Origin of the sequence: Streptococcus sp. HMSC10E12 (assembly GCF_001807855.1) — a bacterium.
GTDB classification, from domain to species: domain Bacteria; phylum Bacillota; class Bacilli; order Lactobacillales; family Streptococcaceae; genus Streptococcus; species Streptococcus salivarius.
Genome location: NZ_KV791114.1, coordinates 14,458 through 41,122, shown reverse-complemented (window position 1 = coordinate 41,122; position 26,665 = coordinate 14,458). Strand labels below are relative to the sequence as shown.

At 41.3% G+C, this 26,665-nt stretch carries 26 protein-coding genes; 4 read left to right on the top strand and 22 right to left on the bottom strand.

Annotation, left to right across the window (positions count from 1 at the left end; all coding sequences use genetic code 11):
• Nucleotides 1-201: 201 nt before the first annotated feature.
• From spx to HMPREF3112_RS09525, 8 genes are all read right to left on the bottom strand, one after another.
• Nucleotides 202-600: a transcriptional regulator Spx gene (gene spx / locus HMPREF3112_RS09560; protein WP_002886328.1), complete on the bottom strand. Its 399-nt coding sequence runs from the start codon at nt 598-600 to the stop codon at nt 202-204.
• Nucleotides 601-768: 168 nt separating this feature from the next.
• A complete protein-coding gene (gene recA, locus HMPREF3112_RS09555; RefSeq protein WP_002886327.1) occupies nt 769-1,908 on the bottom strand; it encodes a recombinase RecA in 1,140 nt (379 codons plus the stop codon).
• A 40-nt stretch (nt 1,909-1,948) separates the two neighbouring features.
• Nucleotides 1,949-3,214 carry a competence/damage-inducible protein A gene (locus HMPREF3112_RS09550; protein ID WP_070439576.1) on the bottom strand — a complete coding sequence of 422 codons (1,266 nt, stop codon included), beginning with the start codon at nt 3,212-3,214 and terminating at the stop codon, nt 1,949-1,951.
• Nucleotides 3,215-3,310: 96 nt separating this feature from the next.
• Nucleotides 3,311-3,865: a DNA-3-methyladenine glycosylase I gene (locus tag HMPREF3112_RS09545; protein ID WP_070439573.1), complete on the bottom strand. Its 555-nt coding sequence runs from the start codon at nt 3,863-3,865 to the stop codon at nt 3,311-3,313.
• Nucleotides 3,866-3,873: 8 nt separating this feature from the next.
• Entirely contained in the window at nt 3,874-4,464 is a 591-nt protein-coding gene (gene ruvA / locus HMPREF3112_RS09540; protein WP_004181981.1) for a Holliday junction branch migration protein RuvA, read from the bottom strand.
• Between the two features lie 157 nt (nt 4,465-4,621).
• The gene (locus HMPREF3112_RS09535; RefSeq protein WP_002886321.1) at nt 4,622-4,843 is read right to left on the bottom strand and encodes a hypothetical protein; all 222 of its coding nucleotides are present in this window, start codon (nt 4,841-4,843) and stop codon (nt 4,622-4,624) included.
• A 130-nt stretch (nt 4,844-4,973) separates the two neighbouring features.
• Nucleotides 4,974-6,917, bottom strand: coding sequence for a DNA mismatch repair endonuclease MutL (mutL, locus tag HMPREF3112_RS09530; RefSeq protein ID WP_048674005.1), 1,944 nt, complete (start codon nt 6,915-6,917; stop codon nt 4,974-4,976).
• A 52-nt stretch (nt 6,918-6,969) separates the two neighbouring features.
• Nucleotides 6,970-7,272 (bottom strand): hypothetical protein, encoded by a 303-nt coding sequence (locus HMPREF3112_RS09525; RefSeq protein ID WP_038675017.1) that lies wholly within the window; start codon nt 7,270-7,272, stop codon nt 6,970-6,972.
• Nucleotides 7,273-7,450: 178 nt separating this feature from the next.
• Between HMPREF3112_RS09525 and HMPREF3112_RS09520 the strand changes: the two genes are divergently transcribed.
• Nucleotides 7,451-7,888 carry a LytTR family DNA-binding domain-containing protein gene (locus HMPREF3112_RS09520; protein WP_038675015.1) on the top strand — a complete coding sequence of 146 codons (438 nt, stop codon included), beginning with the start codon at nt 7,451-7,453 and terminating at the stop codon, nt 7,886-7,888.
• Nucleotides 7,885-8,340 carry a DUF3021 domain-containing protein gene (locus HMPREF3112_RS09515; protein ID WP_002886315.1) on the top strand — a complete coding sequence of 152 codons (456 nt, stop codon included), beginning with the start codon at nt 7,885-7,887 and terminating at the stop codon, nt 8,338-8,340. The genes HMPREF3112_RS09520 and HMPREF3112_RS09515 overlap by 4 nt, the downstream gene beginning before the upstream one ends.
• Before the next feature lie 33 nt (nt 8,341-8,373).
• On the opposite strand, the gene mutS is transcribed toward HMPREF3112_RS09515, so the two are convergent.
• From mutS to argR, 3 genes are read right to left on the bottom strand one after another with little or no spacing between them, the layout of a single operon-like run.
• Nucleotides 8,374-10,905 carry a DNA mismatch repair protein MutS gene (gene mutS / locus HMPREF3112_RS09510; RefSeq protein WP_371106357.1) on the bottom strand — a complete coding sequence of 844 codons (2,532 nt, stop codon included), beginning with the start codon at nt 10,903-10,905 and terminating at the stop codon, nt 8,374-8,376.
• Between the two features lie 19 nt (nt 10,906-10,924).
• Nucleotides 10,925-11,284, bottom strand: coding sequence for a YlbF family regulator (locus HMPREF3112_RS09505; RefSeq protein WP_048790893.1), 360 nt, complete (start codon nt 11,282-11,284; stop codon nt 10,925-10,927).
• Nucleotides 11,284-11,712 (bottom strand): arginine repressor, encoded by a 429-nt coding sequence (argR, locus tag HMPREF3112_RS09500; protein WP_170314548.1) that lies wholly within the window; start codon nt 11,710-11,712, stop codon nt 11,284-11,286. Before argR ends, HMPREF3112_RS09505 begins: the two co-directional genes overlap by 1 nt.
• Nucleotides 11,713-11,866: 154 nt before the next feature.
• On the opposite strand from argR, the gene argS reads away from it, so the two are divergent.
• Entirely contained in the window at nt 11,867-13,558 is a 1,692-nt protein-coding gene (gene argS / locus HMPREF3112_RS09495) for an arginine--tRNA ligase (protein ID WP_048790892.1), read from the top strand.
• Nucleotides 13,559-14,434: 876 nt separating this feature from the next.
• On the opposite strand, the gene purB is transcribed toward argS, so the two are convergent.
• The 8 genes from purB to purD all read right to left on the bottom strand — a co-directional run bounded on the left by purB (nt 14,435) and on the right by purD (nt 21,549).
• The gene (purB, locus tag HMPREF3112_RS09490; RefSeq protein WP_002886310.1) at nt 14,435-15,733 is read right to left on the bottom strand and encodes an adenylosuccinate lyase; all 1,299 of its coding nucleotides are present in this window, start codon (nt 15,731-15,733) and stop codon (nt 14,435-14,437) included.
• 20 nt (nt 15,734-15,753) lie between these two features.
• Entirely contained in the window at nt 15,754-15,972 is a 219-nt protein-coding gene (locus HMPREF3112_RS09485; RefSeq protein WP_070439566.1) for a hypothetical protein, read from the bottom strand.
• A gap of 6 nt (nt 15,973-15,978) precedes the next feature.
• Nucleotides 15,979-17,223, bottom strand: coding sequence for an SNIPE associated domain-containing protein (locus tag HMPREF3112_RS09480; RefSeq protein ID WP_070439563.1), 1,245 nt, complete (start codon nt 17,221-17,223; stop codon nt 15,979-15,981).
• Nucleotides 17,224-17,232: 9 nt separating this feature from the next.
• Complete coding sequence (locus HMPREF3112_RS09475; protein WP_002886306.1) at nt 17,233-17,460, bottom strand: hypothetical protein; 228 nt, start codon at nt 17,458-17,460, stop codon at nt 17,233-17,235.
• 8 nt (nt 17,461-17,468) lie between these two features.
• Nucleotides 17,469-18,419, bottom strand: coding sequence for a ketopantoate reductase family protein (locus HMPREF3112_RS09470; protein ID WP_070439560.1), 951 nt, complete (start codon nt 18,417-18,419; stop codon nt 17,469-17,471).
• Nucleotides 18,420-19,511, bottom strand: coding sequence for a 5-(carboxyamino)imidazole ribonucleotide synthase (purK, locus tag HMPREF3112_RS09465; RefSeq protein ID WP_070439558.1), 1,092 nt, complete (start codon nt 19,509-19,511; stop codon nt 18,420-18,422).
• Nucleotides 19,498-19,989, bottom strand: coding sequence for a 5-(carboxyamino)imidazole ribonucleotide mutase (gene purE, locus HMPREF3112_RS09460; protein WP_006150912.1), 492 nt, complete (start codon nt 19,987-19,989; stop codon nt 19,498-19,500). Before purE ends, purK begins: the two co-directional genes overlap by 14 nt.
• A 297-nt stretch (nt 19,990-20,286) precedes the next feature.
• A complete protein-coding gene (gene purD, locus HMPREF3112_RS09455; RefSeq protein ID WP_048674021.1) occupies nt 20,287-21,549 on the bottom strand; it encodes a phosphoribosylamine--glycine ligase in 1,263 nt (420 codons plus the stop codon).
• A gap of 686 nt (nt 21,550-22,235) precedes the next feature.
• Here purD and HMPREF3112_RS09450 point away from each other — a divergent pair.
• Nucleotides 22,236-23,075 (top strand): CHAP domain-containing protein, encoded by an 840-nt coding sequence (locus tag HMPREF3112_RS09450; protein ID WP_048674023.1) that lies wholly within the window; start codon nt 22,236-22,238, stop codon nt 23,073-23,075.
• Nucleotides 23,076-23,266: 191 nt separating this feature from the next.
• Here the strand turns inward: HMPREF3112_RS09450 and purH are convergent, their stop codons facing one another.
• The 3 genes from purH to purM all read right to left on the bottom strand — a co-directional run bounded on the left by purH (nt 23,267) and on the right by purM (nt 26,646).
• Nucleotides 23,267-24,814 (bottom strand): bifunctional phosphoribosylaminoimidazolecarboxamide formyltransferase/IMP cyclohydrolase, encoded by a 1,548-nt coding sequence (gene purH, locus HMPREF3112_RS09445; RefSeq protein WP_070439555.1) that lies wholly within the window; start codon nt 24,812-24,814, stop codon nt 23,267-23,269.
• Between the two features lie 76 nt (nt 24,815-24,890).
• Nucleotides 24,891-25,439: a phosphoribosylglycinamide formyltransferase gene (purN, locus tag HMPREF3112_RS09440; RefSeq protein WP_048674027.1), complete on the bottom strand. Its 549-nt coding sequence runs from the start codon at nt 25,437-25,439 to the stop codon at nt 24,891-24,893.
• A 184-nt stretch (nt 25,440-25,623) separates the two neighbouring features.
• Nucleotides 25,624-26,646 (bottom strand): phosphoribosylformylglycinamidine cyclo-ligase, encoded by a 1,023-nt coding sequence (gene purM / locus HMPREF3112_RS09435; RefSeq protein WP_013989890.1) that lies wholly within the window; start codon nt 26,644-26,646, stop codon nt 25,624-25,626.
• Nucleotides 26,647-26,665: the final 19 nt, after the last annotated feature.

The following is a 26,665-nucleotide window of genomic DNA, read 5'->3' as shown; positions in this document are numbered from 1 at the left end:
CTCCCGAAACAGCTTATTTATAATATCATCTCTAGCTTGTCTTGTCAATAACTTTTTTTAAGTTTTTTCAAACTTTTTGTTACTGGACAATTTCCTTAAGACTTTATTAGTCTATCAAGTTTGTGAACTAATGTCAATACTTATTTTCTATGCCAGAGTAAACGTAAAAAGAAGATCGCAAGTATCTCCTTTTTTACTTTTTTATAGAGCTGCGCGCATGCGTGCTTGTGAATTTTCGACATTTCGTATTGAACGTGGTAAGAAAGCACGGATATCATCTTCCTTATAGCCCACTTGCAATCTCTTATCATCAATTAAGATTGGACTCTTCAAGATTCTTGGGTTTTCTTGAATCAAATCAATCACCTCACTGACACTGAGCTCGTCGATATCACAATTTAGAGCTTTAGCATAGCGATTTTTTGATGAAACAATACTCTCAACACCATTCTCTGTTTTTGATAGGATGTTTAAGATTTCTTCTTTTGTAAGTGGTTCTTTACCAAGGTTTTGTTCTTTATAAGGAAGTTGATGGTTGTTCAACCATGTCTTTGCTTTTTTACAACTTGTACAACTTGAGATTGTATAAATCTTAATCATGTTAATTCTCTCTTTCTGTCACATGATACTATTATCTTATCACTGTCCTTGATTTTAGAAATCGGTCTAGCGACCTATTTTGAATCTTGGGGAACTTTTTCAATTATTACAGACCCTTTTTATTTAGATAAAAACAAAGAAAAAAAGAGCTCTTCAGCTCTGTTACACTTATTCTTCAATTTCAATGGTTGAATCTAGGTCTAAAACAAGTTCATCAGATGTTTCTTCAACTTGTGCTTCTTCAACAATATCCTCTTCATCTGGTTCAATCAAACCATAGTGTACACGTACTTTATGATCAATTTCTTCAAAAATATCTGGATGATCTGCCAAATATTTTTTAGCATTTTCAGACCCTTGACCAATCTTCTCTCCATTATATGAGAACCATGCTCCAGCTTTTTGAATAATGCCTAAGTCACTAGCGATTTTTACAAGCTCACCTGTTTGTGAAATCCCTTCACCATACATAATTTCAACAAAGGCTTCTTTAAATGGTGGAGCAACCTTGTTTTTGACTACCTTAATTTTAGTTTCCTTACCAACATTTTGGTCTTTTTTATCACCAGTCCCTTTGATTTGCGTATTTCCACGTACATCAAGACGTACTGATGCATAGAATTTTAGAGCACGTCCACCAGGAGTTGTTTCTGGATTACCAAACATAATACCAACTTTTTCACGCAATTGGTTAATGAAGATAGCAATTGTTTTTGTTTTATTGATAGAAGCAGAAAGTTTTCGCATGGCTTGACTCATCATACGCGCTTGAAGTCCGACATGGCTATCACCAATATCTCCATCAATTTCTGCACGAGGTACCAAGGCTGCAACTGAGTCAACAACAACCAAATCAACTGCACCAGAGTCAATCAGCTTACCAGCAATTTCAAGACCTTGTTCACCTGAATCAGGTTGTGACAAAAGAAGTTCATCGATATTAACACCTAGGGCTGCCGCATAAGCAGGGTCAAGGGCATGCTCTGCATCGATAAAGGCAGCAATTCCGCCTTCTTTTTGTGTCTGAGCAACAGCATGGAGGGCTACAGTTGTTTTACCTGATGATTCTGGTCCGTAAATTTCGATAATACGACCTTTAGGATAACCACCTGCACCAAGAGCAATATCCAAAGCCAGCGAGCCTGAACTCATAACTTGAACTTTCTGTTCTGCACGCTCACCAAGACGCATCACTGCACCTTTACCAAAATCTTTTTCAATATTCTTCAAAGCATCGTCAAGTGCTTTACGACGCTCATCTCCAAATTTCTTTGTAATTTCTTCTGTTTTCTTTGTTTTCTTAGCCACTTATTTTCCTCTTCTTTCTATAGTTAAAGACAAACTTAAATCAAGTTGTCTCTTGTAATAAAGCTTGGCGAACTAGGTTAAAGGCATAGAGGGTACTAATATATCTAATATCAGAACGACTTCTTCCACCTATAACAACCTTGATTGACCTTACTTGATTCCTATCAGCAATACCAATAAATACCGTACCTGCTAGGTGTCCTTCTAATGAATCTGGTCCAGCTACACCGGTAAGTGCAATTCCATAATCGCTATCTGTTTTAGCTCGAGCACCTTCAGCCATTTTTTCTGCAGTAAAATGACTGACAACACCATGTTCTTCTAGTTGCGACAAGGGAATATCCAACATTTTAGCTTTTTCTTCAATGCTATAAGTAACAAAGCCACCTTTAAATACTTGTGAGGCTCCTGAAAAATCAGCAATAGTAGCCTGAAATAAACCTGCTGTTAGGCTTTCGGCTGCAGTGATGGTCTTGCCATGGTGCTTAAGCAAACGAAAAGCTTCAAAGGCTAAACTATTAGACTCTCCATATCCATAAATGAAATCAGATAAGGATTTGCCATCTAGAGTTTTAGTCGAACGAATTTGTTTCTCTAAAACATCTAGTTTTTGATCTGCTTCTTCTTGCGAAGAAGCCTTTGTTGACAAGCGAAGTGTTACTTCCCCCACTTTAGCATATGGAGCTATGGTTGGATCTGTTTGGTTAACAATAAAATCCTTCAGAACAGTCACTAATTGACTTTCTCCAACGCCGAAGAATCTTAGGACTCTCGAATAAAGACTTGAGTGATTCTCAGTAAGAGCTGGAATAAGTTCTTGATTCACCATAGGTTTGAGTTCACTTGGTGGACCAGGTAAGACTACATAGGTCACCCCTTGAGCAGTAATAATCCCTCCAACTGCAAGACCTGTCGGGTTTTGCAAGGGAATAGCTCCCTCAACAATTTGTGCTTGACGTTCATTATTAGGCGTTCGTGTGTGTTTAGGACGAGTAGCAAAGAAACTATCCAGTTTTTTACTAGCCTCCTCATCAAAAACGAGTTCTTTTCCTAAAAATTTAGCCAGTGTTTGCTTGGTTAGGTCGTCCTCAGTAGGGCCAAGTCCACCACAAAGTATGACTAAATCACTACGCTGACTGGCTTGATCAAGAACTGAAAGTAGGCGGCTTTCATTGTCTCCTACTGCTGTGTGAAAATACACGTCAATTCCTAGTTCAGCTAGTTTCTCAGATAAAAATTGGGCATTGGTATTGGTGATTTGCCCGGTTAGGATTTCAGTTCCTACTGCAATCAATTCAGCTTTCATTGGTTCACCTATATTACTATTCGTAAAATAATCTCAAAAACATGTTCGTTTATAAACTAACATGTTTTTCTCGTCTTGTCAATCAAATCTACTCATTTATTTGAAGTCACAGTTGTTTTCATGATCATTCACAAATCCTGCGGCTTGTAAAAATGAATATATAGTAGTCGGTCCTAAAAATTTGAACCCTCTCTTTTTTAGGTTTTTGGCAATCTGTTGGGATAAGTCAGTTGATGATGGGACATCCTTATATGTGGGTACATTATTTATCAAGGGCTTTCCGTCAAAGAAATGCCAAAAATAATGGGACAGTGAGCCAAATTCATCTTGGATTTTTAGTACTTGTTTGGCATTATTTACGGTTGCTTCTAGCTTAAGTTTGTGCCTAATGATGTCTGGATTTTGAAGCGCATCTTCAAGTTCACTTAGGCTAAACTGGGCAACACGCTCAATATCATAGTCATGAAAAACACGATTAAAGGCCTGTCTTTTATTTAAAACGGTTAACCAAGAAAGCCCTGACTGATAACTTTCTAAGCATAGAAGCTCAAAAAGTTTTTGGTCATCACCAATAGGTTTTCCCCACTCCTTGTCATGATAATCACAATATAATTTATTGTTTGTTGGAACCCAACGACAACGATTGACCATTGCTTACCTCATTTCATCAACATCTTAAGAGCCGATTTAATGTATTGCTCTGCCGTTTCATTAGTTCCTTCGAAGAAGGCCTTGATTTTCTTAAGTTCTGCAGCTTTATAACCAAGAGCAAGCAAAGCTTCCATAGCCTCATCCAACTGATGATTTCCTTCAGGTTGACTTGGTGTCGTCTTGGTCGTTTCTGTTGGTAACTCTGCAAATTTCCCTGCTAAGTCCAGAACCATTTGTTGAGCTGTCTTTTTACCAATCTTTGGAAACTTCATCAAGTACTTGATGTCACTATTATCAACAGCAGCAACCAAGCCTTGATTATCATCTACAGCAACAATGGCTAGGGCAGTCGTCGGACCTATTCCAGAAACTGAAATAAGCTTAAGGAAGACCTCTTTTTCATCTTCAGTATGGAAACCAAAAAGAAGGTGGGCATCGTCTCTAATAACCTGATGAAGATAGACTTGGATAGTCTGATTCATTTGGTCAGAAAAACTATATGGATTCGCTACAGTGACAATATAACCTAAGCCGTTTGCTTCTATAACAATATACTTGGCGGTAATTTTCACTAGAGTTCCCTTGATGTAATCATACATGGCGTGTGATTTCCTTTCTCGTTCGTTTCTTCAATGGTTTGCTTTATCATTTTATACTTGTAAGATAATTGTCTTGAGTGTTTATTTTGTCATCTCAAGCACTGCTGTACTATTGTAACAAAAAATCCACTCGAAAGTGGATTCTGTTTGCTCTATTTTAAGGATGACTACTCGTCTTTAAAGTATCTGTAATCATCTTCAGGCCTAATAGAATATATGTTACAACGCCTAAAGTAAAGGCAATGCTAGAAACATTTACGAGAGTATTCTCCAAACTTGGTTGACCTAACCAGGCCAAAATATAGAAAATCAAGCTAGTCGCTAAAAATGTTAAGCCAACAAGTAAAAAGTGTTTGTTAGTTTTTGTTAGGTGTCTCATCACTATACCTCCTAACTTAAAAATCAGGCAATCATCCTACAATGATCCGCTAAAACATTAGAAGATTCCTCATCTTCACCACTATTATAAATCTAACATTCCTATTCGTAAAGCAAGACCGAAAAAAGTTTTAATACTTCCCTAGGTCACGTAGACTTGTATGATTTTCTTGGATACGACGGAACATTTTTTCCATATCAGACTTGGTAAAGTTGACAAGTACTGGACGTCCGTGAGGGCAATTGTAGGGATTTTTACACTGTGCAAGCTGTACTAGGAGGTCACGCGCAGAGTAATCATCAAGAGCATGATTGGCCTTGATTGAACGTTTACAACTCATCATGATGGCCAACTCAGCACGGTAGGTCTTAACAGACACTTCATTCGTCAAAAGAAGCATGTCACACATTTCATAGACCGCTGATTCAATCTCTTCTTCCTTCATCCAGATAGGATGTTCACGAAGAATGAAAGTGTTGTTCCCATAAGGCTCTAAATAGATACCAACCTGGTTAAGAAGGGACATTTTTTCTTGTAAACTAATGTAGTCTGAACCTGAAAATTCAAAGAGATAGGGAACCAAAAGCTGCTGTAAACTGCTGTCAACCTCACCAATCTTTTCGCGATAGTACTCATACTTGACACGTTCTTGGGCAGCATGCTGGTCAATGATGTAAAGTCCGCCTTGTCCTTGCGCAAAGAGATAGGTTCCATGCATTTGACCAAAAAACTCTAATTCAGGGAAGGTTGATGTTTCCTCATTGTCCAGAGTTTCAAGCATGCGCTTCATTTTCGACTTGTTTTTATAATCAAGTTTTTCGTGTTCGCTATCACCTTCATCTACTGAACGTTGTGCCTGTTTAACAGAAGGTTGCGGTTTATTTTCTACCGATGAAACTGGAGACTCTGACTCTAATACAAGAGGTTTGATATCTTCTTGGACTGTCTCTGGTTTGACAAAGAAATCATTACGACTGCTATCATAGTAAAGATTGGTTTGTTTGAGTGGAAGACTGGTTTGAACTGGCTTAGCTGCACCTCTGGTACTAGACTTGGCTAGATTTTCAAGGGCATCAGGAATCAAATCCTGCTCTCTAAGGCTTTGAGCAATGGCTGAGCTGATAAGGGCCATGAGCTCTTTTTCTTTAGAGATACGTACTTCCTGCTTTGTTGGGTGAACATTGACATCGGCCAAGTAAGGATCAATCTGAATATCAATAACTGCAATAGGGAAGCGTCCTACCATGAGTTTAGAACCATAACCATCAAAAATAGCACGGTTAAGCAGGAAGTTTTTAATATAACGTCCGTTAATGAGAATCGTGATGTAGTTACGATTCGCACGGGTCAACTCAGGGAGACTAACATATCCAGAAACTTCAAAATCAAGGTCAGAATTTGAAATCTCCACCATTTTTTTAGCCGTTGTCAAACCATAAATACCAGCAATAGCTTGACGGAGGTCTCCAGTACCTGATGTCTGTGTCAACTGACGACCATCATTAAGCAAGGTAAAGGCAACCTCGGGATGAGCTAGACTCAGACGATTGACAACATCGACAATATGAGCCAACTCAGCCTGTAAACTCTTCATATACTTGAGACGAGCTGGGGTATTATAAAATAGGTTTTCAACGGTAATCTTTGTTCCAACTGGTGTTGAAATAGGGTCCTGACTCTCAATTTCTCCACCTTTAGCAACCAGTTTAGTCCCGTAGGCTTCCCCATCCGCTGCTGTCACAATAGTTAGGTGACTGATAGAAGCTATAGAGGGAAGGGCCTCACCTCGAAAACCAAGGGTTCGAATACGAAAGAGATCTCCTTGATTTTTGATTTTACTTGTTGCATGACGGCGCAAACTCATGGCCACATCAGCTTGAGCCATTCCTTCACCATTGTCTGTTATTTGAATTTTTGAGAGGCCTGATTCTTCAACTTCAATGGTAATCTGGGTGCTACCTGCATCAATAGCATTTTCCACCAACTCTTTGACAACACTGGCTGGGCGCTCTACGACCTCACCAGCAGCAATCTGGTTGGCTAACACCTCAGGTAATTCGATGATTTTTGGCATAATTATTATTTTCCCTTCTAAAAGGTTGAGAGATCATTGTTTCTAACTGTTACTAATGCTTCCTATAAAGCCATAACTCACACACAACTGTTAGCCAAGATAAGGCTGTGGCTATAACAATCATATCCCCATGACGAAGGTTGAACCAAATGAGCACAGAAAAAATCAAGAGGTAGATGACTTGGAAAATCCATTGGTAGGTTTTGGGTGAACTTGTCGAATCCATAAACTGCTTAACAAAGAAATAAAGCAAAAGCAAGTTCAGTGTTAGTGCCTTTTCAAAAGGTGTAAAAAAGCTCAAAATCAGACTGCAGGCAAGAAAAATTCCTGCTAGCCATTTCATTATAGATTTCATGTGATTACCTCGTCAGTACGTTTTCATTAAGTATAGGGGTTTTCGAAAATATTTTCAACCACTTAGACACCATATAGAACCACATAGACAAACGCTATTGCTGTGGACTAGTAAATAGTGTTTAATAAAGGTGTGAAAGGGAGGAGGCCTCCTCAATTACCAATAAGAAAGGATAGTTATGAAAATAAAAGTTCAGATTGACTCGGTATTCCAAGAAGAAATGTTGCAGATTCAAGCACCTAGTCGAACGCCCAAGATTCAGCAAGTTGTCGAGTTTGTCGAATCTTTGGATGATAACCAACGACTCAAAGGAAAAAAGGATGGCGAAACCTATCTCATCGAGTCTAATGCTATTTCCAGAATTTACATCGAAAATCGTCAAGTTCTAGCTGAAACTATTCAAGGAGAGTACCACTTAGGCTTACGTCTCTATCAAGTTTTAGAAAAACTGCCATCTTACTTTATCAAAATCTCACAATCAGAGATTGTCAACCTCAAAGAAATTGAACGCTTCAACATTACCCCTAACGGCCTCGTTGAAATTCACCTTAAAAACAAGGAAATCACCTACTCATCACGCCGTTACCTCAAAGCAATAAAGGAGAAATTACAATGAAAAAGCAACTTTTTAAATCAGGCACAAAGGGCATCCTTATCGGACTTGCCGTATCCATGATTATGTCTCTTATCTGGGCACCAAGCTACATGCCTCTAAATCCTCACTCAGCCATTGGACAATGGATGACGTCACATCAGGTTCACGGATCTATGGTATTGGCCTACTGCCTCATCACTTGGTTTGCTATCGGTATCCTCTTTGAAGTCGCTAGTTATATTTTCCGTAAGGCTGAGTGGAGTTTACTTCGTGCAACCCTCACTCACTACGCCTTGACCTGTCTAGGTTTCATTCCACTAGCTACCCTCAGCGGATGGTTCCCTCTACGTTTAACTTTCTACTTGGAGCTAGTCATTGAATTCAGCCTTATCTATCTCCTCGTTTGGGTCTTCTCTTATTGGAAAATGAAAAAGGATATTGAACAACTCAACCAAGAATTGAAACACCTATAAAAGACAAGAAGCCTGTCAATTGACAAGCTTCTTTTATAGTTTCTGTTTTAAATCTGCTACAGCCATCATGACCTGCATCGGTGTCATATTGTAAATGTCCAAATCACGTAACTCTTGAAGAACTGGATTTTCAGTAAAATCATCAAAGAGAGAGATTTGCTCGTTGACATGCGTTTCAGTGGCAGGCTTCTCTTGAGGCGATACCTTTTCCTGAGGTTGGATGGTAACTGTCTCGCCCTCCAATTGTGTCAAGATGGTGTCAGCACGTTCCAGTAAATCTGCTGGTAAACCTGCAATCTTAGCTACATGAATACCATAAGATTTATCGGCTGGGCCATCGACAATCTTGTGAAGGAAAGTCACCTCTCCGTCCTTTTCAAGTGTCGCCACATGAACGTTGACAAGGTGTGTCAAAGTATTTGACAGGGCTGTCAACTCATGATAATGGGTAGCAAACATGGTTTTAGCCCCAACCTTGTCATGAATAAACTCAATGATAGACTGGGCCAGAGCCATACCGTCATAGGTGGCTGTCCCACGTCCTAACTCATCAAAAATAATCAAGGAATTAGGTGTCGCCCGCTTAATGGCCTGATTAGCCTCCATCATCTCAACCATGAAGGTCGACTGACCTGAAATCAGATCATCTGCAGCACCAATACGTGTATAGATAGCGTCAAAAACTGGCAAATCAATACTATCTGCTGGCACGTAAGCCCCCATCTGAGCCATAACGACTGACAAAGCCAACTGACGCATATAGGTAGATTTACCACTCATATTTGGCCCTGTGATGAGCTGAACATTGGTATGACTGTCAAAGGTAATCGTGTTTGGAATGTATTCCTGAACGCCCATAACCTTCTCAACCACCGCATGACGACCTTGATCAATAACAATACGATGCTCATCATTGAACACAGGACGAACATAATGATTAGTCTCTGCTGTAACTGCCAAGCTCTGAAGAACATCGACTGTCGCAATGGCCTTAGCCAAAGATTGCAAACGGTCAATATAGCGTTCAACCTGCTCACGGACACGCATGAAAATATCATATTCGAGCGTTGATGACTTTTCACGTGCCTCAAGCATTTCACCTTCAATCTTAGCCAACTCAGCGGTTCCATAGCGCTCTGAATTTTTCAGGGTTGCCTTGCGGAAGAAATGGTCAGGAACCAAGCTAAGATTAGAGTTGGTCACATGGAAGTAATAACCATCTTTACGGTTATAATCAATTTTTAGTGTTGTAATACCAGACGCTTCACGTTCCTTGGCTTCGATATCCGCAATCCATGACGTCCCCTCGCTCATCACCTTGCGATACTTGTCCAAGGTCTCATCAAAACCAGCACGGATAATGCCACCTTCTGTAATGGTTGCAGGAGCATCGGGATCAATAGCTGACCGAATCAGACTTTCTAATTCTGGCAGAGCATCCAATTCTTGTAAAAGACGTGACAAGGCCTCGTCATCAAAAGACTCCAAAATCGCCTTAATAACTGGAACCTGAGCTAGGGTATGACCTAGCTGAATCAAATCTTTAGGATTAGCCTTTCCAAAGGAAACACGGCTGGCCAGGCGCTCAATATCGTAAACCCCTTTAAGACTCTCAGTCAGATCACTACGCTCGAAGAAATTGTCCAAGAAAACTTGGATAATATTCTGACGCTCCACGATTGCAGCCTGATTCACTAAAGGTCTATCAATCCAAGTACGTAAGAGACGCATTCCCATAGCTGTCTTGGTTTCATCCAAGAGCCAGAAAAGAGAACCATGTTTCTTACCTGTTCTAGCATTTTCCAGTAAATCCAAACTCGACTTGGTCGCATAGGACATCTGCAAGTAATCCTTAATCTCATAGTGCTGAGCTTTTTGTAAATGGCTGAGCTCACGCATCTGAGTACGGTGCACATACTGGAGAAGTTTACCCGCTACACTGCTTTCCAAATCTGTCAAGCTAGTGTCAATCAAGTGGACATCATCGTAAACCTCTGTTTCCTTGGAAAGTAGAAGGTTGAGTTGCTTCACCAAAATTTGTTCATCAGCTTCGGGTAAATCATAACCAACCACTACTTCACGTGCCTTAAGGTTCTGAATTTCACTACAAACTGAACTGAAATCGTCCAACTCTGTCGCAAAAAATTCACCCGTTGACACATCCATATAGGCCAGACCGAATCGACTTCCAGCCTTGTCAATAGCTACCAAGAAATTGTTGGCATTATCAGGTTTAGAACTGTCAACCACTGTCCCTGGCGTGATAACCTGAACCACCTCACGCTTAACCACACCAACAGCCTGTTTAGGATCCTCCATCTGCTCAGCAATGGCTACCTTGTAGCCCATCTCAACCAAGACATCAATATAGGCTTGAGCTGAGTGATAAGGTACACCCGCCATAGGAATGGGATTATCGGCGTTTTTATTACGACTGGTTAGGCTAATTTCCAAAATCTGGGCAGCCTTAACGGCATCCTCGTAAAAAAGTTCATAAAAATCCCCCATACGGAAGAGCAAAAAAGCATCTGGATAATTTTCCTTGATATCCAAATACTGCTGCATTCCTGGAGATATTTTTTCCTTAGCCATGTCTTAACTCCTCGTTAATCCTTTCTTCGATAGACTTGGTCACATATTGGATCAAGTCACTGGCATCTTGCATTTTTTGACGGTAGTCCTGAACAATAGGCAAATTTTCCAACTCATGCTGAATCAAATCTGCTTGTTCACCTGCCTCCTCATAGGCACGTTGTTTCTCAATTTTTTGAAAAAGCACTGCTTCTTGTTGATAAGCCTTCATATGTCCAGCTAGATGACTGATTTGAGGGACCTGTCCAATAGCTTTCTCAGCCTCTTGAAAAGCAAGAACCGCCTCATGGTGTTTGAGGAGGTCAATTAACTCTTCTTTGGCTTTTTGGAGATCCTGATGAGGAGTATTCATCAGTGAAACTCGCTTTCCAGTTTTTCAGCAACCACAGCATCCTTACAGATTACCAAGAGGGTATCTGCGCCAGCAACGGTTCCTAAAATTTCAGGGTTGCCATCACTGTCAATTAGATTGGCCAAAACATCAGCTTCACCCAACTCCGTGTGAAGGACCAGCATAAACTGGGCACGGGAAACTGATTTGACATAGTCCTTAACCGTAGGATCCAAACTTGGAAGCACATGTTCAGACAAACTGTAGTAAAGTCTGCCTTCTTCATCACGAAGCTTCAAAAGTCCAATCTCACGCAAATCACGTGACAAGGTCGCTTGTGTAACTGTGATACCTTCCGCCTCTAGGCGTTGCTTAATTTCCTCTTGTGTCCCAATCTTATCTCTTGAAATCATCTGTTTAATAACAGCTTGACGATCTCTCTTCATTATCTTTCCTCTTTTTATGTATATTCCTTGCATATTATAACAGAATTTTTGTATTTTTTCATGAAATACTTCCTAATAGATGCTTTCTTGTCCCTACCCTATTAACTAAAATAATGGTAAAATAGGTATGAATGACAAGATTTGAAATGGAGTACCTATGAATACTAAAGAACTCATTGCAGCAGAAATTGCCAAAGTTGTTCCCGAATTGGAACAAGAAAACATTCAAAATCTGCTTGAAACCCCTAAAAATGCTGACATGGGGGACCTCGCCTTTCCTGCCTTCTCATTGGCTAAAGTCTTGCGCAAGGCTCCTCAGATGATTGCAGCAGACATCGCTGAAAAAATCGATGCCTCAAACTTTGAAAAAGTTGAAGCTGTTGGTCCTTATATCAACTTCTTCCTTGATAAATCAAAAATCTCAGCGGACGTTCTTGGACAAGTTATCGCTCAAGGCAGCCACTACGCTGACCAAAACATCGGTCACGGACGTAACATCGCCTTTGATATGTCTAGTCCTAACATCGCTAAACCTTTCTCTATCGGTCACTTGCGTTCAACAGTTATCGCTGATGCTCTTGCCAACATCGTAGCTAAACAAGGCTACAAACCAGTCCGCATCAACCACTTGGGTGACTGGGGTAAACAGTTTGGTATGCTGATTGTTGCCTATAAGAAATGGGGTAGCGAGGAAGCTGTCAAAGCTAACCCTATCAACGAACTCCTTCAACTTTATGTGCGTATCAATGCCGAAGCTGAAGAAGACCCATCTGTAGACAAAGAAGCTCGTGAATGGTTCCGCAAATTGGAAGCTGGTGACGAGGAAGCAACTGCCCTTTGGCAATGGTTCCGTGACGAAAGCTTGGTGGAATTCAACCGTCTTTACGATGAACTCGGTGTTTCTTTTGATAGCTACAACGGTGAAGCCTTCTACAATGATAAGATGGATGAAGTCGTTGACATCTTGACAGAAAAAGGACTTCTCCAAGAATCTCAAGGTGCCCAAGTGGTTAACCTTGAAAAATACGGTATCGAACACCCAGCCCTCATCAAAAAATCAGATGGTGCGACACTTTACATCACACGTGACTTGGCTGCTGCCCTCTACCGTAAACGTACTTACGACTTTGCCAAAGCCATCTATGTGGTTGGTAATGAACAATCTGCTCACTTCAAACAGTTGAAAGCTGTTCTTAAAGAAATGGGCTACGACTGGTCTGACGACATGACTCACGTTGCCTTTGGTCTTGTAACTAAGAACGGTAAGAAATTGTCAACTCGTAAGGGGAACGTTATCTTGCTTGAGCCAACTATTGCCGAAGCTGTTAACCGTGCCCAGGCTCAAATCGAAGCTAAGAATCCAAACTTGCCTAACAAGGAAGCTGTTGCTCATGCTGTAGGTGTCGGAGCTATCAAATTCTACGATCTTAAAACAGACCGTATGAATGGTTACGACTTCGACCTTGATGCCATGGTATCCTTCGAGGGAGAAACTGGACCTTACGTTCAATATGCACACGCTCGTATCCAATCTATCTTGCGCAAGGCTAACTTCACGCCATCTGCAGATGCTACATACAGCCTAAACGACGTTGAAAGCTGGGAAATCATCAAACTCATCCAAGACTTCCCACGTATCATCAACCGTGCATCAGACAACTTTGAGCCATCTATCGTTGCTAAATTTGCTATCAGCTTAGCTCAAGCCTTTAACAAATACTATGCACACACACGTATCTTGGACGAAAGCCCAGAACGTGACAGCCGTTTGGCTCTTTGCTACGCAACAGCAACAGTCCTCAAAGAAGCTCTTCGCCTTCTCGGTGTTGAAGCTCCAGACGAGATGTAATCTATACTTAAAACGCCTAAGGGCGTTTTTTTAATTGCCAAAAAAAGAACCCAACACATGGTGTTGAGCTCTTTTGGAGATTATGAAAAAGAAAAGTTCGTTGTTCTACAAAAAGTGTAAGCCAACGAGATTCACTGAACTACGTTCAGTAAAAGTTATTTAGGAGACTTAGAGTATAACTTGCCTTCCTTAAAGAAACCTTAAATCGCAGAAAAAAATCCCCTAAGGGATTTTCACAGCAGTTCAAAGACCACTGAAAAGATACGATTGTACAGGCTTCCCAACCTCTTCTTCCTAATCCTCCAAGGTGACCGCTTGTCCAATAGAATCTTTATATAACTATATTACCTTGTTTTGGAAGGGTTTTCAAGTATTTTCTTAAAATTCCCTAATAAAAGCTCAAAAAACAAGAAAAAAGCCTAGATTTCTAGACTTTCTTCGGGGAGATTAGTTATGAAAAAGTTTTTTTTACTACTAGCTCACCAAAGCTAGTTGTTTTATTAGGATGGTTATAATATAAACTAATAAACTTAAAACTTGCTTAAAGTTTTATTCTCTTGCTTCACTTTTTAAAATAATAAGCAAAATAAGTAATAGTAAGGACCCACTAGGGATATCCATATCTAAAAACCAAGAGGGGGCTTTGATACTTCCAAGATCATTCATGATGCGGATGATATTATAGGCAATGCTTACTATTAAGAGGCTAAGTTCCGGTAAATAGTTAAGTCGTCCTTTTAAGATTGCTAACTTCTCCTTTCTGATAGTTTTCTTACGATGACCCTATTATAAGGCTGAAAAAGAAACAAAACTAGTGACATAAATGTCACCATCAAAAAAAGCAGGGCAAACCTGCTTTCTGTTATTTTGTTTAGATTAGTCACCCAAACCAATGCGTTCGAAGATTTCATCAACACGTTTAGTGTAGTAAACTGGGTTGAAGATTTCGTCGATCTCTTCTTGAGTGAGACGAGATGTTACCTCTGGATCTGATTCAAGAAGTGGTTTAAAGTCTACTTGGTTATCCCATGATTGGGCAGTCTTAGGTTGAACAAGGTCGTAAGCTTGCTCACGTGTCATACCTTTTTCAATCAAAGTAAGCATGGCACGTTGGCTGAAGATAAGACCAAATGTAGAGTTCATGTTGCGGATCATGTTTTCTGGGAAGACTGTCAAATTCTTAACGATGTTTCCGAAACGGTTGAGCATGTAGTCAATCAAGATAGTTGTATCTGGTGCGATGATACGCTCAGCTGATGAGTGAGAGATATCACGTTCGTGCCAAAGGGCTACGTTTTCATAAGCTGTTACCATGTGACCACGGATAACACGCGCAAGACCTGTCATATTTTCAGAACCGATTGGGTTACGTTTGTGAGGCATTGCTGAAGATCCTTTTTGACCTTTGGCAAAGAACTCTTCCACTTCACGTTGTTCAGATTTTTGAAGACCACGGATTTCAGTTGCCATACGCTCGATAGAAGTTGCGATGCTAGCAAGAACTGCAAAGTACTCAGCGTGAAGGTCACGAGGAAGGACCTGTGTAGAGATTTCTTGAGCACGGATACCAAGTTTGTCGCAGACGTATTTTTCAACGAATGGTGGGATGTTGGCAAAGTTACCAACCGCACCAGAAATCTTACCAGCCTCCACACCAGCAGCCGCATGCTCGAAACGCTCAATGTTACGTTTCATTTCGCTGTACCAAGTTGCCAATTTAAGACCAAAAGTTGTAGGCTCAGCGTGCACACCGTGCGTACGACCCATCATGATAGTGAACTTGTGTTCTTTCGCTTTGTCAGCGATGATGTTGAGGAAGTTTTCAAGGTCTTTGCGGATGATGTCGTTAGCTTGTTTGTAGAGGTAACCATAGGCAGTATCTACCACGTCAGTAGAAGTCAAACCATAGTGAACCCACTTACGCTCTTCACCAAGCGTTTCAGAAACCGCACGTGTGAAGGCAACGACATCGTGACGTGTTTGCTGCTCAATTTCCAAAATACGGTCGATGTCAAAGTCCGCTTTTTCACGAATCAAAGCCACATCTTCCTTAGGAATTTCTCCCAATTCAGCCCATGCTTCATCGGCCAAGATTTCCACCTCAAGCCAAGCACGGTATTTATTTTCTTCAGTCCAAATGTTCGCCATTTCTGGGCGAGAGTAACGTTCGATCATGTTGTTGTTTCTCCTTTAAATTATCTAAAAAATGCAAATATCAAAAATAAAACTAGAAATACTGCCGTAGCAACTGCCCACTTTAGCCTTTCTTCCTTAGAGGTCTGAGGTTTTTCTGCAGAAGTTACATTTGAATAAAATGTTTCGTTTTCATCTAATTCATCTTCATTATCATCAGAAGATAAACCTAATGCATTTACCCCACACCCAATAAATAATACTAAAAATAACCACTTCATCTATAGCTACCCCTTCAGTAGAGTCTGTCTATATTCGAATGCTTCCGCGTTCTCATTTAATTCTATAGTTAACTCTTCGTGTTTATCCAAAAGTGCCTTAATTTTTTCAAATGGAACCTTGAAGTATTCTTTACGGTTATTTACTTTATTAACCTTATACTCACTTAGTTGATTATGTAATTCAGTCTCTAATGCAAAGGCTTCCTCACTAAAAATCAAAGCATGAACATCAAATTGAAAAGGTACAGACGCACTACTTAATTCCCTGATGCGTTCGAGAGGTTCTAAACGACGAGTAACTCCAATTTTATAAACATCTTCACCAAAAGAACCAATGTTAGAGATTACATATACGTAGCCGGCAGTTGCATGACCTTCACGATAATCAATATCTTCTTCGATTTCATCTAATTCAGATAATTTATCTTGGTACTCAGATAACTGTCTCTGAAGTTCTTCAAACTCTTCACCAGTAGCATTTTTCAAAAGTTCCTCAACCTTAGAAACCATATTTTTAAAGTGAGTTCTATCTTTTTCCAATTGCTTTCGGCGTGCTTTAATTTCAGCCTGAAGTTTTTTGTCCTCACGCTCTTTTGCTCTTTGCTCTCGAAGTAATTCTTTTTCTTCTTGCTTCTGTAGCTCAAACTCAGCAGCTAGACGTAATTCTTCAATTTTCAAATTTAGATAGGGTATCGTAATTTCAATTTGATTACGTGAATACATTCTATTCAGTTGTTGGAATGCTTTCTTCAATGCCTGAATTTTCTTTTCAACATTCGAAACAGAAACTTTTACTAACAAGGCATCCGCTTCACCATTAAAGCCACGAATAGCTGCTTTAATAAGCTGATTCTGCATTGCCCTTCCCTTGCTTTGATTATTATCTAAAAGCATAGGTACTATAATTCTACCAGCCTGACCAGATTTAACTAAGTCTTTCTGCTGTTTTCTCAAATTATCTAAAGCTTCCTTATATTTTGTGCTATCAGAAAACTTATACTGTCTTTCAAAAAATCCAAACTCTTGTAATCCAAGTGTGTCATTAGCTAAGGAAATCTCGTTCTGAATAGCAAATAATTCTGACCGTTTCTGAGATAACTCAGTATTTAACGAGACTATATCGTCTGCTATCTTTATTTGAGCTTTTAAATCTGTCAATTTTGCTTTTTGAATTGCAATCTCTTGATTTAATCTCTGAATTTTATTTTCTAAAGCTTCATCTTTGGGTTTTCCAAAATTAAATATCGCCATTAAGGTCTCCTATTCAAACTCCTCTTTCCCAATCCACACTGATGGATAGTGATCGAGTGTATTCAAATCAGTATCCATCGGCAAATCATAGATAGCTAAATAGTTTTCAGGATATTGAGCAACCAACTCTTCATACTTAGCTCTCACTTTTTCGTGATTGCTACTAGCATACAAGACTTCGACGACTGCTCCAGTCTTATCTTTTTCAACAAATGCGTTGACGATGAGTTGAATCATAAAACCTCCTAAATCGAAATTCCCTTCATATTTGCTTCAAGAATGGGCATTTCAACACCTAATTCCTGACCGGTCTGATAGACACTTTGACAACAATAGAAGATGTCCTGTTTATCATTGTGTAAGGTCATGATTTTTCGTGTCAGCTCATTTTTCGCAAACATGATTTTCATGGCTTTTCCTGCAATCCAAGCGGGAATTTTGTAGGGCAAGAGTTCGGCTTTGTAAAGTTTCAAATTCACACCACGCGCTTCTACAACTTTCAAAGCCTCTCGAATGGCCTTGATAGCCAATGACAATTCCGAAGAACTATTCATCAAGTTCAGAGCCAATTCTTCTGGATTTTCCAGATTTCCTGAACGAGCAGCTGTCGAAGTAACACCCGCATTAATCGCCATGTGAATCCAAATCCACTCGACCATATCATGAGGAACTTCCCACTTCAAATCTGCAGAACTCAGCAAAGTCGTCAAATCAGAATAGTTAGAAATGTGTGCTTTTTGCTCACTTTCGAGCATTAAATGGTCAAACAAGACACCATCCAAATGGTCCTCTTGCATGTGACCTCCAGCTGTTGGAAAGGCCAGAATATAGTCATAATCTCCTGCCCACTCTTGGACATCTTTTCGTGTATTCCAGAAATTGCAGAAGAAAACGAGGGTGCCTTTGATATTATTTTTTCGCAAGGTTTCCACGGCTTCTTTGACAAAACCATGACGAACACTGAGAAAAATAAAATCATATTCCGAATCAGCTTTCGCCACATGAACCTCATAGGTATCATGCTTGTTCTCACCTTTGGAATGATAGCGACCATCTAGCAAATCAACCGAGAGGGATTTGGGAGCATTGTTCCACTTACTGTCTCTAAGGACATGTTCTACTTGATGACCTGCTTTTTGAAAAGCATAGGCATAAGTCGTTCCAATGACTCCGAGTCCTAGGATTGCTATTTTCACCTAAAAATCAATTCCTTTCCCGAACTCAACCACATTGTCTGGATCATTACTAAACAAAGTCACATGACCCATTTTGCGATTGTGCTTCGCTTCTAGTTTACCATACATGTGGAGGTGGGCGCTTGGATTTTCTGTGACATAACGCTCAGCTGCTTCGACGTGTTGGCCGAGGACATTGAGCATGACAGCAGGTGCATGGAGGTGGATTGCTGGTAATGGTGCTCCGAGAACACCTAGAATATGGGTATCAAACTGGGAGAAGTCGCAGGCCTCGATTGAGTAGTGCCCTGAATTGTGTGGGCGTGGGGCGATTTCGTTGACAATGATGTCATCAGATGTCGCAAACATTTCTACACAGAGAGTACCAGAGAGGTTAAGTTGCTCAGCAATCTTCACGGCCATAGCTTTAGCTTTCTCCGCTAGACTATCAGAAATGCGGGCAGGCACGATAGTTTTAGAGAGGATGTTGTTGCGGTGGATATTTTCCTGAACTGGGAAAACCGTCACTTCCTTGCCGTTACCAGACACGATAACCGAAATTTCAAGGTCGAAGTTAACGAACTCTTCCAAGACACACTCAGCTGAGTTAGCAAGGGCATTTGCCTCTTCCAAATCGTCGGCTGATGTGATGACTTTTTGACCATGTCCATCGTAACCGCCTGTCGCAGTCTTGAGAACATATTTTTTAGAAAGGTCAATATCTTCCAAATCAAGGCTAGATGTCACAACCTTGTAAGGAGCAACTGTTACTTTAGCCTTGTTTGAGAGGAAGTCCTTCTCAAAAATACGGTTTTGTGAAATACGAAGCAGGTCTGTCCCTTGCGGGAGCTGACCATCTTTGATAACAGCGTCAAGGCCGTCAGCGTCAACATTTTCAAACTCATAAGTGAGAACATCACAGCGGTCTGCCAACTGACGAAGGGCATCTACATCATCATAGGGTGCCACGATAACCTCAGACACACGAGAAGATGGACAATCTGCTGCTGGATCAAGGGTGATAACCTTGTGGCCCATGTAGATAGCTGAGATAGCCATCATCTGACCGAGCTGGCCACCACCGATGATACCAATGGTTTTAGTTGAGCTCATTTGTAGACTCCTCTGCGATTTTTCCTTGTTCTTCAGCAAAGTTAGCAAGTGCGTCCGCAATGGCCTTGTCTTCTACTGAGAGGAGACGGAGGGCAAAGAGGGCAGCGTTAGTCGCACCAGCTTCACCGATAGCCATAGTTGCAACAGGTACACCACCTGGCATCTGAACGATAGAATAGAGTGAATCCACACCGCTAAGGGCACGCGATTTGACTGGTACACCGATGACTGGAAGGGTTGTTTTGGCAGCAACCATCCCTGGCAAGTGAGCTGCGCCACCCGCACCAGCGATGATGACCTTAATGCCACGGCTACGTGCTTCTTCGGCATGTTTGAACATGAGGTCCGGTGTACGGTGTGCGGAAACAACTTTCTTTTCGTAAGCGACACCGAAGTTGTCGAGGACTTCAGCGGCTTTTTGCATGGTTGCCCAGTCGGATTTTGAGCCCATGATAATGGAAATTACTGGTTTAGTCATAATTTTTCCTTTTTCTTCTTTTGATAATGGTCTTAGGTGGTGGGGACGGAAGCAAACCTTCGGTTTCATTTCTAAACTTTGAGCCTAAGGTCTCAAAGTTTCCCCCGACCAGAACAGTAACTGTTCTGGTCTTTTCACCACGGCGACCATTATCGGATTGGCGACTTCGTCGCCTAAAATAGCATTGATATTCGAAAACTCAAAGAAAATCATAGAGTGACAAGGCAAAGCGACGAAGATAGAACTAAAGTTCATCAAGGAGCTTTAACACAGTCAATCGAAGGTTTTCGAAGAGTTTTATTTATTAGCCTTACTACCGATATCATTTCGATAGAAGAGGCCTTCTGTGTTTTGTTTGTTGAGTTCGTTGTAGATGATGTTTTGGCCGTCTTTGACGGTGTCTGCTGTTGTGACAAGCATGTAGACACGTCCTCCATTTGAGAGGAGGTCTTGGCCATTTTCAGCGAATTTAGCACCGGCATAGTAAGTGATGATGTCGCCCACTGTCTTGGCTGGAAGTTTGACACCCTTCTCATAAGCGAGTGGGTACCCATTTGAGGCTACAACCACGCCTAGTGTCACCCCCTTGTCCGTCCAAGTGATAGCTGGTTCTTTACTATCCAAAATGTCCGTGATATTTTGCGCAAAGTCAGATGTCAAACGAGGCAAGATGATTTGCGTTTCAGGATCACCGAAACGTGAATTGAACTCGATGACTTTAGGTCCGTCAGCTGTCAAGATAAGTCCCGCGTAAAGGACACCAGTGTAAGGACGACCTTCTTTGATCATGCCTTCAAGAACTGGCTTGACAATAGTGTCAACTGCTGTGTCAACCACGCTCTGTGGCAAGTGAGGAACTGGCGCATAGGCACCCATCCCACCAGTGTTAGGACCCTTGTCGCCATCATATGCGCGTTTGTGGTCCTGAGCCGTTGGCATGATGTAGAACTTGTCCCCATTGACAAAGGCAAAGAGAGAGAACTCTTCCCCGTCAAGGAATTCCTCGATGACCACACGCGCACCTGAATCACCGAATTTATTGTCTAAAAGCATCTCGTGAGCAGCTTCGACGGCTTGCTCAACCGTTTCAGCAACGACGACACCTTTACCTAGGGCTAAGCCGTCTGCTTTGACGACGATTGGAGCGCCTTTTTCCTCGATGTAGGCCTTGGCTTTCTCGAAATCTGAAAATGTGCCATAGGCTGCTGTCGGAACGTCGTACTTGACCATGATTTCCTTAGCAAAATCCTTAGACCACTCAAGCTCAGCCGCAGCCTTGGTAGGACCAAATGCCTTCAGACCGGCTGCATTGAAATCATCCACGATACCAGCTGCAAGGGCATCATCTGGACCGATAAAGGTCCAAGCAATATCGTTCGCTTTTGCGAAGTCAATCAGCTTAGAATGTTCGGAAATTCCGATATTGATCAAATCAAGACCGTCCAGTGTCATCCCGTCATTACCAGGAGCCACGAAAACTTGCTCAACGTCCTTAGACTCCAATAATTTCTTGGCAATCGCATGTTCACGACCACCAGAACCAACAACCAAAAGTTTCATTTGAAAGATACCTCAATATCAAATAAGACTAGGGGCAAATGCCCGTTAACGACAATCATTCGGAAAAATTAGCAATTTTCACGAATTATACATAACCATTATAACATATTTGTTCGGAGATATGGGTGTGTATCCAAATTTGGACATAAAAAAGGCGGCCACTTGGACCGCCTCTTGGGAGATTATGAAAATGAAAAAAGTTATTTAGGATTGATGATAGTATATCCTGAGCAGCTTAAGGGAGGCTTAAACTCACTATTTTATAATAACTTGATATACCTTCTTTAGAACTAAAACCTTATTACCTCCAAAAATTCCATTGCTAGTCAATGATTTGAAACCATCCTCTTTGCGACAATTACGTTAGATAGTGTGCCTTTATAACTTGTAAGTCATATTCATCCTTAACCTCCTCAAGGAATATCATATTATCAGTCTGGTACTATGCTACACCCTCTAACACCTAAATCTACTTAATAGGATTTATTTGAATATCTCGTCTTCGTCATCACCAGTATTTACCCAGTTGAAACAATCAGAGCCCAAAAATAAACTAAACAATTTACTCTTATCTCGATGATTTGCCTTCTCCAACAAGTCAGAATTTTAATGTATATATTTTTTGAAAAAAAGATAAATTTTTCTATTTTCTCAAAAAAACTGCGAATAGGTAGGTGGAGGTTAAAATGAAGAAAAAATTACTTAATTGTCTTTTACCGCTAGCTTGTCTAGCGACTGTATCGGTTTCGTGTGGTTCCTCTGCACAGGCGGCTGTTCTCGGAGATGACTATCCTTCCTCTTGGAAATATGGTGGCTTCGGCGTAGATCCTTGGACCATGTACTGGCGTCAGTGTACATCCTTTGCAGCCTATCGACTCAGTAATACCAATGGTTTCAACCTACCTGCAGGCTATGGAAACGCTATCACTTGGGGCAGCATCGCACGTTCCAATGGTTACCGTGTTGACATGAATCCTGCCGTCGGTAGCATTGCCTGGTTCTCAGCTGGTGTCAATGGGGCCGGTCACATGGGACATGTGGCTTGGGTTGCTGATGTTCAAGGCGATCAGGTCACTATTGAGGAGTACAACTACGATGTGGGACAAGGACCTGAGAAATACCACAAACGTACCTTCCATAAGAGTCAAGTATCTGGCTATATCCATTTTAAAGACCTCGAACCAGGAGCTCAAAATGGAAATTCTACTAACTCTTCTATCAAAGTTGGTGATACAGTGCGCTTCACAGGAACATTCCGTGTCACGTCTGTGTCAGGAAATACCATCACCAGCCAAGATTTAGCTGGAGGTACACCAACCAAACACAATGTCGTTGATCCTGGACCCGTTCTTGAAGTTGATGGTCAAGGCAATCCAACTTCAGACCAGTACCTCAATCCTGGTGAGACCTTTACTATTCCAGGTAACTTCAAGGTGCTAGCGATTGACCCACCTAGCGATGGCGTCCTCGTCCAAATCGGAAATCGCAAGACTTGGGTAACCCAGTCTGTCCTTGAAAAGGTTTAAATCTATTGAACAATCGTGAGAACGGTTGTTTTTTTGATACTCTGAAATAAAAAAGCCCAGCGGGTGCTGAGCTCTTAGGAGATTTATGAAAAAGAAAAGTTTTTTAGGATGGTATTAGTATAACTTGGGTAGCTTAAAGGAAACTTAAGGGATTTACAAAACATCCAATTTCTTGGATGCTTTGTAAATTCTTAATGACGGAAATGACGAACTTCTGTAAAGATCATTGTCAAACCATGTTTATCAGCCGCCTCGATTGACTCTTGGTCACGTACTGATCCACCCGGTTGGATGATTGCTTTAATACCTGCTTTAGCGATTTCTTCCACGTTATCTGCAAATGGGAAGAAGGCATCTGAAGCAAGAACAGCACCATCAAGACGGTCTTTAGCTTGGTCAATGGCGATACGAACTGAAGCCACACGGTTGGTTTGACCTGGGCCAACACCAAGTGTCATGTGGTCGTTAGTCACAATGATACCGTTTGATTTGACGTACTTGATAGCTTTCCAAGCAAACTCAAGAGCTGTCGTTTCTGTCTCAGTTGGTTGGCGTTTAGTAACCACTTGCCAGTCAGCTGGACTTTCTTTAACAACGTCTTGGTTTTGAACGAGGAGACCACCAACAACACCAGTGTATTCTGCTTCCACTTCGCTAGCATCTTGAGCGTCAAATGGCAACTCAAGGATACGCAAGTTTTTCTTCTTAGTTGTCAAGATTTCAAGCGCTTCGTCTGTGTAGCTTGGTGCAATGATGATTTCAAGGAAGACACCATGCATTTTCTTAGCTGTCGCAGCGTCAACTTCACGGTTGAGGACTACGATTCCACCAAAGATTGATACTGGGTCAGCTTCATAAGCATAGTCCCAAGCTGTTTCGATGTCGTCAGCTTGACCGATACCACATGGGTTCATGTGTTTGAGAGCCACAACTGTTGGACGGTCTTTGAAATCACGGATGATACGGATAGCGGCATCAGCATCACGGATATTGTTGAATGACAATTCTTTACCGTTAAGTTGTTTAGCTGAAGCAATTGAGTAAGCTGTTGGCAAACCTTTTTGGTAGAAGTCTGCGTCTTGTTGAGGGTTTTCACCGTAACGCATTGGTTGCTTAAGGTCATAAGTCAAAGTGAGTTTTTCAGGTTTTGTTTCACCCACTTGAGCTGTGAAGTATTCTGCAATCAAAGCGTCGTATGAAGCTGTATGACGGTATACTTTTGCTGCCAAACGTTGGCGAGTTTCGTAGCTTGTTTCGCCGTTCGCTGACAATTCGTCAAGAACAACAGCATAGTCAGCAGGGTCTACCACAACTGTTACGCTAGAGTGGTTTTTAGCTGCTGAACGAAGCATAGACGGACCACCAATATCGATATTTTCAACCGCATCAGCGTAAGTCACGTCTGGTTTAAGAATCGTTTCCTTGAATGGGTAAAGGTTTACCACAACAAGGTCGATAAGTTCGATATTATTGTCCTTGGCCGCTTGAAGGTGGCTATCGAGGTCACGACGAGCGAGGAGACCACCGTGGATATTTGGGTGGAGAGTCTTCACACGACCGTCCATCATTTCTGGGAAACCAGTCACATCGTCGATGGCGATAGTGTCTACCCCAGCATTGTCAAGGGCGACTTTAGTACCACCTGTTGAGATGATGTCCCAACCTAGTTTTTTGAGTTCTTGGGCAAATTCAACAATGCCCGCTTTGTCTGAGACTGAAATAAGTGCTTGTTTAGTCATTTTCTTTCTTTTCCTTTTTTTAAAAAAGTTCTTTATCTGCTACAGTCGAAAATTATCTTTCAGCTCTAGGGCTTTCTTATTTTCGTGCAACTCCCAAACTATCCAACACTTCTGGATAGAGCTTGTACTCTGTTTCGTGGATGCGAGTTTCGAAAGTATCAAGGGTATCACCTTCAAGGCGTGGCACACGGACTTGTTTGATGACCTTACCGGTATCAACGCCAGAATCCACCCAATGAATGGTCACACCAGACCGGTCAACACCTGCATTCCAAGCATCCTCAATACCATGAGCACCTGGAAATTCAGGGAGATATGCCGGGTGAATATTGATGATACGGCCCTCATAAGCTGCCAGCAAGGTTGGACCGACGATTTTCATATAACCGGCCAAGCAAACCAAATCTATCTGGTGTTCATCCAAGAGTTTGACGATAGCTTCTTCATAATCCACTTTATTGTCAAATTCCTTGAGTTCAAAGGCATGGCTCACCACGCCAAGGTTTTTGGCCCGTTCTAAGACATAGGCATCACGGTGATCGGAAAAAACAAATTCTACCGGAAATTGTTCAGCAATCACCTGAAAGTTTGAGCCATTGCCAGAGGCAAAAACAGCAATTTTCATATTCGATATAAAGGGACGTTTCGGCTAGCCGAACAGTTTCGTAGAAAAATAGGAAATCATTTTGTGTGCAAGCACCCAGCAATGATTTCTCTTTTTTCCTAGAAAATGAGTCCCGTGTTCAGTTAGGCTTGCTAACTAAACACTCCTTTCTACAATTTCTCCGTATAAAATGGTGATTTCACCATTATTTTATCACCACACTTGCGCCATCTTTCTTCACAATACGACCAATTTCATAAACAGGTTCGTCAAGAAGTTCTTTGACACGTTCAACATTTTCTGGTTTAACCGCAAGCATGAGACCAATACCCATGTTGAAGATTTCAAACATTTCTTCATGTTTGATTTCACCATATTTTTCAAGGGCTTTGAAAATTGGAAGAACTGGCACTTTGCTTTCATCAATTTCAGCAGCCAAGTCATCTGAGAACATACGTGGTACATTTTCGATGAAACCACCACCTGTGATGTGAGCAATACCGTTAACCAATTCTTCTTTGATGAGTGGCAAAGCTGCTTTGACGTAGATACGAGTTGGTTCAAGAAGAACGTCTTTAAGTTTTTTGCCTTCAAGTTCTGGAAGAACTTCTTCACCTGTGTAATCAGCAAAGACACGACGCACGAGTGAGTAACCATTTGAATGGATACCACTTGAAGCAAGTCCAAGAAGCACGTCACCTTCAGCTACTTTTGAGCCGTCGATGATTTGAGATTTTTCTGCGATACCTACCGCGAAACCTGCCAAATCATAGTCGTCTTCACCATACATACCAGGCATTTCAGCAGTTTCACCACCAATAAGGGCTGCACCAGCTTGCACACAACCTTCAGCAACACCAGCAACGACCTGCTCCAATTTAGCTGGTTCATTTTTACCAGTTGCTACGTAGTCAAGGAAGTAAAGGGGCTCAGCACCTGCGGCGATGATATCGTTAACACACATAGCAACACAGTCTTGACCGATAGTATCGTGTTTGTCGTACTTAATAGCAAGCATGAGTTTAGTACCGACACCATCTGTACCTGAGATCAAAACAGGCTCTTTGACACCTGTTTTTGAAAGGTCGAACATACCACCGAAGCCACCGAGAGCTCCCATGACACCTGCACGCTCTGTACGAGCAACGTGTTTTTTGATACGTTCAACAACTTCATAACCTGCTTCAACATCCACACCCGATTGAGCGTAAGCATTTTTATTTGTCATTTTATTTATTCCTTTTCTT